Genomic DNA, 8981 nt, shown 5'->3' with positions numbered 1-8981 from the left:
GAGATGTGTATATTTGACAGCCCCTCCTTGCTCCAGCGGTAGCCCACATAGTCCGCCACCACCAGATCACCCTTCCGGGCCGCCGTCCCCTTCCCCTCCTTCAGCGTCTCCACCGCCAGAGAGTCACCCGGCGAACCCTTCGGGAACTTCACCTCCGGCACCTTCCCGAAATCACCGCGCACCGAGACGTCCACACCATCGCCGCCCCACCAGCACCCCGCCGACAACGCCAACGGCGCGGCGAGCACGACGACCATGGACAACGACCGGAAACGGCGGAGCATACGGGGGTCCTCCGAGGGGTTCCGAGGGGGAGACGACCGCTACTGCGCGCTCACCCTACCGCCCGGGTGACCAGCGGGTAGCCTCCGGCGCGCGTGTCGCGCCGGAGGCCGCCGCACAGTCCGCTACATCCCCGCGATCAGCTTGTCGACCCGCTCGTCCACCGACCGGAACGGGTCCTTGCACAGCACCGTCCGCTGCGCCTGATCGTTCAACTTCAGATGCACCCAGTCCACCGTGAAATCGCGCCGCTTCTCCTGCGCCTTCCGGATGAACTCGCCCCGCAGCCGCGCCCGCGTCGTCTGCGGCGGAACCGACTTCGCCTCGAAGATGTCCAGATCCCGCGTCACCCGGTCCACCGAGCCGCGCTTCTCCAGCAGGTAGTACAGGCCCCGCTCACGGTGCACGTCGTGGTAGGTGAGGTCCAGCTGGGCCACGCGCGGCGACGACAGCGGCAGATCGTACTTGCGGCGGTACCGCTCGATCAGCTTGTACTTCGTCACCCAGTCGATCTCCCGCGACACCAGATCCAGATCACCCGTCTCCACCGCGCGCAGCGTCCGCTCCCACAGCTCCAGCACCCGCTTCGCCGTCGCGTCACCGCCCCGCGCGTCCACGAAGTCGCGTGCCTTCCCGAAGTACTCCTTCTGGATCTCCAGCGAACTCGCCTCCCGGCCGTTCGCCAGCCGCACCTTCCGCCGGCCCGTCATGTCGTGGCTGACCTCCCGGATCGCCCGGATCGGGTTCTCCAGCGTCAGATCACGCATCACCACCCCGGCCTCGATCATCCGCAGCACCAGATCGGTCGCCCCGACCTTCAGCAGCATCGTCGTCTCACTCATGTTCGAGTCACCGACGATCACGTGCAGCCGCCGGAACCGCTCCGCGTCCGCGTGCGGCTCGTCCCGCGTGTTGATGATCGGACGCGACCGCGTCGTCGCCGACGACACGCCCTCCCAGATGTGCTCCGCCCGCTGCGACACGCAGTACACCGCACCCCGCGGCGTCTGCAGCACCTTCCCCGCACCGCAGATGATCTGCCGCGTCACCAGGTACGGGATCAGCACGTCCGCCAGCCGGCCGAACTCCCCGTGCCGCCCCACCAGATAGTTCTCGTGACAGCCGTACGAGTTGCCCGCCGAGTCCGTGTTGTTCTTGAACAGGTAGATGTCACCGGCGATGCCCTCCTCACGGAGCCGCCGCTCGGCGTCCACGAGCAGACCCTCCAGGATCCGCTCCCCCGCCTTGTCATGCGTCACCAGATCCACGACGCTGTCGCACTCCGGCGTCGCGTACTCCGGGTGACTCCCCACGTCCAGATAGAGCCGCGCCCCGTTCCGCAGGAACACGTTGCTGCTACGACCCCACGACACCACCCTCCGGAACAGATAGCGCGCCACCTCGTCCGGTGACAACCGCCGCTGCCCGCGGAACGTACAGGTGACGCCGTACTCGTTCTCAAGCCCGAAGATGCGCCTGTCCACACTCAAGACCCTATGCGGCCCGACCCCCACTTGGCAGTCTCTCGACCCCACCGTTTCCCGCGACCCCCGCGCCCCCGCCAATACGACGGGCCCGCCGCGGCGAAGGCGTCCACCGCCTCGCCGGCGACGGGCCCGTCCCGGCCCTGGGCTCGCGCCTCAGTCCTCGTCCGCCTCCGCGTCGGACTCCGCACCGCCCGACGTGATGTCCGACCCGCCGGACTCCTCCGCCGCCGACAGCAGATCCGCGATCCGCCGCGCCGCCAGCCGCTTGAACAGCCGGTGCTCCCGGTTCCGGTCCAGCACCGCGACCTCCAGCGACGTCGCCTCCAGCCGCCGGTCCGAATCCTGCGCCTCCAGCGCCCGCACCGCCGTCCGCAGCGCCTCCACCAGCGGCGCACCCTCCCGGTAACCGTCCTTCAGCGACTGCGCCACCGCATCGGCCTGCCCGCCCATCGCGACATAACCGTGCTCGTCCGCCACCGAACCGTCGAACGTCAGCCGGTAGACCTGGTCCGTCTCCGCGTCCTCCCCCACCTCCGCCACGACCAGCTCCACCTCGTACGGCTTCGCCGTCTCCGTGAAGATCGTCCCCAGCGACTGCGCGTACACGTTCGCCAGCCCCCGCGCCGTCACATCGCGCCGGTCGTACTGGTACCCGTTGATGTCGGCGTACCGGACCCCGCCCAGCCGCAGATTCTCGAACTCGTTGTACTTCCCCACCGCCGCGAACGCGATCCGGTCGTAAATCTCACTGATCTTGTGCAGCGCCCGCGACGGATTGTCCGCCACGAACAGGATGCCGTCGTCGTACTGCAGGACCACGACACTGCGGCCACGCGCGATACCTTTGCGCGCATAGTCCGCCTTGTCCTTCATCTGCTGTTCGGGCGACACGTAGAACGGCATGGACACCGGTCAGGATCCCTTCTATCGCAGCGGGGCGGTCGGACCGCCCGGCGAGTCGTAACGTCCGTCGACGACGGCCTGCGCCAGCGCGCCCACCTCGTCCTCGCCCAGCCGGCGATACCCGTCCGACGTCACCGACGCCACCACCGGGAAGATCCGCCGCGCCAGATCGGGCCCGCCCGTCGCCGAGTCGTCGTCGGCCGCGTCGTACAGCGACTGCACGCACACCAGCGCCGCGTCCTCCGCCGACAACTCCGCCCGGTACAGCTTCTTCAGCGCGCCCCGCGCGAACACCGACCCCGAGCCGATCGAGTGGAAGTCCCGCTCCTCGTACCGGCCCCCCGCCGGGTCGTAGGAGAAGATCCGGCCCTCGTCGCGCTCCTCGTCGTAGCCCGCGAACAGCGGCACCACCGCCAGGCCCTGCATCGCCATCGCCAGGTTCTGCCGCACCATCGTCGCCAGCCGGTTCGCCTTGCCCTCCACCGACAGCGTCCGGCCCTCGCGCTTCTCGTAGTGCTCCAGCTCCACCTGGAACAGCCGCACCATCTCGATCCCGATCCCGGCCGTCCCGGCGATCGCGATCGCCGAGAACTCGTCCGCCCGGAACACCTTCTCGATGTCGCGCTGCGCGATGACGTTGCCCGCCGTCGCCCGCCGGTCCCCCGCCATCACCACCCCGCCGGCGAAACTCACCGCGACGATCGTCGTCCCGTGCGGGATCTCGTCCCCCGCCCGCGACGCCGGCGGCGTCCGCCCGCCGGGCAGCAGCTGCGGGGAGTACGCCCCCAGGAACTCGGTGAACGACGACGTGTCCGGGCTCGCGAACAACCCGGGCAGACGTCCGGTGTGCGATTCGTGGGACGCCACGCGACTCCCTTCCCTCCACCATGGCACCGGCGCTCCAACCCCACCGGCACGGACGCCTACGACCCTACTGTTCAAGGTCGCCCCCGCGCATGCCACGCCAACCCCGGCCAAGTCAGCCCACGGCGAACCCACACCGCTAGGACGTTACGCGCGGGCGTTCTCCTCGCTCATCGACCTAAGGGAACCGAGGATCTTGTCCAGGCACCGGTCGACCCACGCGGGGTCCTCGCGGTCGTCATCGTCCTGCCATACGTTTCTGCGATGGCGTCCGTCCGCCTCCAGGTACGGCTCCCAGCCCCCCGCGGGAACCGTCCTCGGGTCGACGTCGGGCACCGTGAACGAGAGCCGCGTCGTGCCGCTCGAGGCGGGCACCTCCCTGACCAGTTCGCCCAGTAGATAGTCAGCGGCTCGCCGTAGAGACGTCGGGTCATCGCCGAGTTGGCCCATGCCCGCGTTGCAGCCGCCGCACGCCATCCCGCGTACGGCACCCGTCCGGTGGTCATGATCGACGTGCTCGGCAGGCATGCTCCAGCAGATGGCGCACATGCCTCCCTGGACATTGAGCAGCCAGCGTGCGTCCTCGTCGTTGATCCCGTACTTCTGGCGCAGGTGGTTCTGGCGCGACGTGCCGCTCAGCTTCGCCTTCGTCCCCCACAGAGTGGTGACCTCCCGGCGGCGGGCGTGCCCGTCCAGGGCCGGAACGTCCAGTTCCAACTTCATCCTGTACGCATGCGGACCGCGCAACTCCAGGTAGTTCGCCGCGTCACCGAGGCAACGAGGGTCGTCCTTGAACTGGCCCAGCGCACCGTTGCACTTGAAGCAGAGGATCCCTCGGACCCGGCCCGTGAGGTGACTGTGGTCGACGTGCTTCGGCTCCGCCCGCAGGCAGATCACGCACGTGCCGCCCTGATCGGCGACCATCTGCGTCACTTCCTGCTCGGTCACGCCGTAGCGGAGCCGTAGAAGGTAGTTGCGCTCGCTCCCATGATTGCGACGCTTGTTTTCGGCAATGACCACCGAGTAGCACGGCCGGCAGTAGACTGCGATTCCGGACTTACGCGCTCGATTCCGGCCAAACTCGTCCACCGATTTGACTGTTTCGCACCGCGCACAGTACTTCATCCCTTCGGGGAGTTGCACGCGCTTTCGGTAGGCCCGCACCTCTTTACCCTCGACTGCCTGCTTTCCTCTATATGCCGCCGCATTGCGGAGTCCGAAGCACTCCTTGCAGTACAGAGCCAGGCCATCTGGGGATGCCTTCCGGTTCCAGAACTCGGCGACGGGCTTCATTTGACCGCAGTCACGGCATTCTTTCGCAAGCATGGGCGAGACTTTAGCAGCTCGCCCATGCCTTGACCATCTATGCAGTTCTAGTTCGGGAAGAACTGGGAGCTCTTCACCAAATCGGACATACCGGGATCATTCGCCGCCTTTTTGGACGAACCCCCTTACGAATTCCTCTGCATTTTCTTCGAGGACTTCGTCAATTTCGTCGAGAATTGAATCGACGTCGTCGGTGAGCTGTTCCTGCCTCTCCTGGACGTCCTCGGTCGTCGTGGCCTCGGTCTCCTCGACCTCTTCCGTGCGCCGGGTGGTCTGCTTCTGACCGCCGGTGTCCTTTGTGGCCATTCCGTACCTCCGCTCTGCCGGTGCCTCCGACCCTAGCCGGGATCTTCGGCGGCGAGTGGATCTTGAACGTCCGTTTCGCCGTCTCCGTCCCCAGGGTCGGGGGCATGCTCGGGTTATCGCCGGTCCGCCGACCAGTGAAACGGGCATAGCGGTCACGAAGCCGAGACCTCGCCCGTTAGCGCAGGTCAGCGCGGCGGTGGGGCTGGATAGTCACACTATCCAATGGCAGAAAAAAGGGCCGGGCGACGCTCGTGCGTCGCCCGGCTCGTGCGGCCGTGAGTCAGCTCTGGCCGGTCAGGGTGGCCACCAGGTCGGCGGCGGTGCGGCAGCGGTCCAGGAGACCGCCCACGTGCTCCTTGGTGCCGCGCAGGGGCTCCAGGGTCGGGACGCGCTGCAGGGACTCGCGGCCCGGGACGTCGAAGATGACGGAGTCCCAGGAGGCGGCGGCGACGGAGTCGGCGTACTGGCGCAGGCAGCGGCCGCGGAAGTAGGCGCGGGTGTCCTCGGGCGGATCGTCGATCGCCGCCTCGACCTCCGCCTCGGTGATGAACCGCTCGATGCGGCCGCGGTCCACGAGCCGGTTGTAGAGGCCCTTGTCCGGGCGGATGTCCGCGTACTGCAGGTCGACGAGGTGCAGGCGCGGGTGGGACCAGTCGAGGTTGTCGCGGCTGCGGTAGCCCTCCAGGAGGGCGAGCTTGGCGACCCAGTCCAGTTCGCGGGACAGCTGCATGGGGTCGTCGCCGAGGCGGTGCAGGACGGATTCCCAGCGGTCGAGGACGTCCTTGGTCATCTCGTCGACGTCGGCGCCGAAGCGGTCCTCGACGTACTTGCGGGACTGCTCGAGGTATTCCATCTGGAGCTGGACGGCGGTCATCGTGCGGCCGTCGCGGAGGGTGAGCAGGTGCTTGCAGGACGGGTCGTGGGAGACGGCGCGCAGCGCGGCGACGGGCATGTCGACGGACAGGTCGACGGTGAGGAAGCCGTCCTCGATCATGGCGAGGACGAGGGAGGTGGTGCCGAGCTTGAGGTAGGTGGACAGCTCGGCCATGTTGGCGTCGCCGATGATGACGTGCAGCCGCCGGTACTTCTCGGGGTCGGCGTGGGGTTCGTCGCGGGTGTTGATGATGGGGCGCTTGAGGGTGGTCTCCAGGCCGACCTCGACTTCGAAGAAGTCGGCGCGCTGGCTGATCTGGAAGCCGTCGCCGCGGCCGTCGACGCCGATGCCGACGCGGCCGGCGCCGGTGACGACCTGGCGGGAGACGAAGAAGGGGGTGAGGTGCCGGACGATGTCGGCGAAGGGGGTCTCGCGGCGCATGAGGTAGTTCTCATGGCAGCCGTAGGAGGCGCCCTTGTTGTCGGTGTTGTTCTTGTAGAGCTGGATGGGGTGCGTGCCGGGGACGAGGGCGGCCCGGGCGGCGGCGTCGGCCATGACGCGTTCGCCGGCCTTGTCCCAGATGACGGCGTCGCGGGGGTTGGTGCATTCGGGTGCGGAGTACTCGGGGTGGGCGTGGTCGACGTAGAGCCGGGCGCCGTTGGTGAGGATGACGTTGGCGAGGCCGAGGTCCTCGTCGGTGAGCTGGGTGGGGTCGGCGACCTCGCGGGCGAGGTCGAAGCCGCGGGCGTCGCGGAGCGGGTTCTCCTCCTCGAAGTCCCAGCGGGCCCTGCGGGCGCGTGCCGCCGATGCCGCGAGGTAGGCGTTGACGACCTGGGAGGAGGTCACCATCGCGTTGGCCCCTGGTTGCCCGGGCACGGAGATGCCGTACTCGGTCTCGATGCCCATCACCCGCCGAACACTCATATCGTCGAGCCTATCGGGGCCGCGGGGGTGGGGCGACGGGACGGGGCCGCAACGGCGGGCGTGGCGCGGTGGCGGTGCCGCCGGACGCGCCGCGCGGCGGCCTCCCTTCCGGGGGGCCGCCGCGCGGTTTCCGTCATGGTGCGGGGCGTTACAGGTACTGGCCGGTGTTGGCGACGGTGTCGATGGACCGTCCGGCCTCGGCGCCCTTGGTTCCGGAGACGAGGGTGCGGATGTAGACGATCCGTTCGCCCTTCTTGCCGGAGATGCGGGCCCAGTCGTCGGGGTTGGTGGTGTTGGGCAGGTCCTCGTTCTCGCTGAACTCGTCGACGCAGGCGGCGAGGAGGTGGGCGACGCGCAGGCCCTTCTGGCCGGTGTCGAGGAACTGCTTGATGGCCATCTTCTTGGCGCGGTCGACGATGTTCTGGATCATCGCGCCGGAGTTGAAGTCCTTGAAGTAGAGGACTTCCTTGTCGCCGTTGGCGTAGGTGACCTCCAGGAAGCGGTTCTCCTCGGTCTCGGTGTACATGCGCTCGACGGTCCGCTGGATCATGGCCTCGACGGTGGCCTCTTCGGAGCCGCCGTGCTCCTTGAGGTCGTCGGGGTGCAGCGGGAGTCCGCCGAGGATGTACTTGGAGAAGATGTCCTTGGCGGCTTCGGCGTCGGGCCGCTCGATCTTGATCTTGACGTCGAGGCGGCCGGGCCGCAGGATCGCGGGGTCGATCATGTCCTCGCGGTTGGAGGCGCCGATGACGATGACGTTCTCCAGGCCCTCGACGCCGTCGATCTCGCTGAGCAGCTGCGGGACGATGGTGTTCTCGACGTCGGAGGAGACTCCGGATCCGCGGGTGCGGAAGATGGAGTCCATCTCGTCGAAGAAGACGATGACGGGGGTTCCGGCGGACGCCTTCTCGCGGGCGCGCTGGAAGACGAGGCGGATGTGCCGCTCGGTCTCGCCGACGTACTTGTTGAGCAGCTCGGGGCCCTTGATGTTGAGGAAGAAGCTCTTGCCCTCGGCGCCGGTCTGCTCGGCGACCTTCTTGGCCAGCGAGTTGGCGACGGCCTTGGCGATGAGCGTCTTGCCGCATCCGGGCGGTCCGTAGAGGAGGACGCCCTTGGGCGGCCTGAGCTGGTGTTCGCGGAACAGGTCGGCGTGCAGGTAGGGAAGTTCCACGGCGTCGCGGATCATTTCGATCTGCGAGCCGAGGCCGCCGATCTCGTTGTAGGAGATGTCGGGGACCTCTTCGAGGACGAGTTCTTCGACCTCGGCCTTGTGGATCTTCTCGTAGGCGTAGCCGGACCTGGATTCGAGCATGAGGGAGTCGCCGGCGCGGAGGGGGACTCCGCGGAGCGGCTCGGCGAGTTTGACGACGCGTTCCTCGTCGGCGTGCGCGATGACGAGGGCGCGTTCGCCGTCGTCGAAGAGCTCCTTGAGCATGACGACTTCGCCCTGCTCTTCGAATTCGAGGGCTTCGACGACGTTGAGGGCCTCGTTGAGCATGACCTCTTGGCCGCGCTGGAGCTCGTCGACGTCGACGGCGGGGCTGACGTTCACGCGGAGTTTGCGTCCGCCGGTGAAGATGTCGACCGTTCCATCGTCGCGGGCTTCGAGGAAGACTCCGAATCCGGACGGGGGTTGTGCGAGCCTGTCGACCTCCTCCTTGAGCGCCACGATCTGTTCGCGAGCCTCTTTGAGGGTCGCTACGAGTCGCTCGTTCTGGCCGGTTACGGCGGCCAGGTTTGCCTGCGCCTCATGGAGGCGTTCTTCCAGCACACGTACTTGGCGCGGGGATTCCGCGAGCTTGCGGCGCAGCACGGAGATCTCCTCCTCCAGGAAGGAGATCTGCGTTTGAAGGTCCCTGACCTCCTTTTCGTGCTGCGCCCTGCGCGCCCCAGCATCGTCACGAGCGGCCACGCCCCGTCACCTCCTCACGAAGAGAGCCGACGACCTACTGAGACCCTACCTATCTGGAGGGCTTCCGTAACCTGCCCATTCGGTGTTCGTGTCGTGCGGGGGT

7 protein-coding genes and 1 pseudogene are annotated in these 8981 nt (G+C 67.7%); all 8 read right to left on the bottom strand.

Going from position 1 to position 8981, the window contains the following annotated elements; all coding sequences use genetic code 11:
* Positions 1–257, bottom strand: a pseudogene (locus HUX53_RS07630) (hypothetical protein); the annotation flags it as partial.
* Between the two features lie 150 nt (positions 258–407).
* Complete coding sequence (pafA, locus tag HUX53_RS07625) at positions 408–1766, bottom strand: Pup--protein ligase (protein WP_131941345.1); 1359 nt, start codon at positions 1764–1766, stop codon at positions 408–410.
* Positions 1767–1922: 156 nt separating this feature from the next.
* Complete coding sequence (prcA, locus tag HUX53_RS07620; protein ID WP_176402451.1) at positions 1923–2672, bottom strand: proteasome subunit alpha; 750 nt, start codon at positions 2670–2672, stop codon at positions 1923–1925.
* Positions 2673–2693: 21 nt separating this feature from the next.
* Positions 2694–3539 carry a proteasome subunit beta gene (gene prcB, locus HUX53_RS07615; RefSeq protein ID WP_176402449.1) on the bottom strand — a complete coding sequence of 282 codons (846 nt, stop codon included), beginning with the start codon at positions 3537–3539 and terminating at the stop codon, positions 2694–2696.
* Positions 3540–3683: 144 nt separating this feature from the next.
* Positions 3684–4862: an endonuclease VII domain-containing protein gene (locus HUX53_RS07610; RefSeq protein WP_176402448.1), complete on the bottom strand. Its 1179-nt coding sequence runs from the start codon at positions 4860–4862 to the stop codon at positions 3684–3686.
* 96 nt (positions 4863–4958) lie between these two features.
* Positions 4959–5168: a ubiquitin-like protein Pup gene (locus HUX53_RS07605; RefSeq protein WP_176402447.1), complete on the bottom strand. Its 210-nt coding sequence runs from the start codon at positions 5166–5168 to the stop codon at positions 4959–4961.
* A 280-nt stretch (positions 5169–5448) separates the two neighbouring features.
* On the bottom strand, positions 5449–6966 hold the full coding sequence (dop, locus tag HUX53_RS07600; protein WP_217919183.1) for a depupylase/deamidase Dop: 1518 nt from the start codon (positions 6964–6966) through the stop codon (positions 5449–5451).
* 148 nt (positions 6967–7114) lie between these two features.
* Entirely contained in the window at positions 7115–8878 is a 1764-nt protein-coding gene (gene arc / locus HUX53_RS07595) for a proteasome ATPase (protein WP_176402446.1), read from the bottom strand.
* Positions 8879–8981: the final 103 nt, after the last annotated feature.

The sequence above is a fragment of the Actinomadura sp. BRA 177 genome, assembly GCF_013372625.1.
GTDB lineage: Bacteria > Actinomycetota > Actinomycetes > Streptosporangiales > Streptosporangiaceae > Spirillospora.
This window is presented reverse-complemented; position numbering and strand designations above follow the sequence as displayed.

Excerpts from the sequence above, each read along its gene's own strand:
- prcA (WP_176402451.1), bottom strand. The coding sequence starts at position 2,672 with ATGCCGTTCTACGTGTCGCCCGAACAGCAGATGAAGGACAAGGCGGAC.
- HUX53_RS07610 (WP_176402448.1), bottom strand. The coding sequence starts at position 4,862 with ATGCTTGCGAAAGAATGCCGTGACTGCGGTCAAATGAAGCCCGTCGCC.
- HUX53_RS07605 (WP_176402447.1), bottom strand. The coding sequence starts at position 5,168 with ATGGCCACAAAGGACACCGGCGGTCAGAAGCAGACCACCCGGCGCACG.
- dop (WP_217919183.1), bottom strand. The coding sequence starts at position 6,966 with ATGAGTGTTCGGCGGGTGATGGGCATCGAGACCGAGTACGGCATCTCC.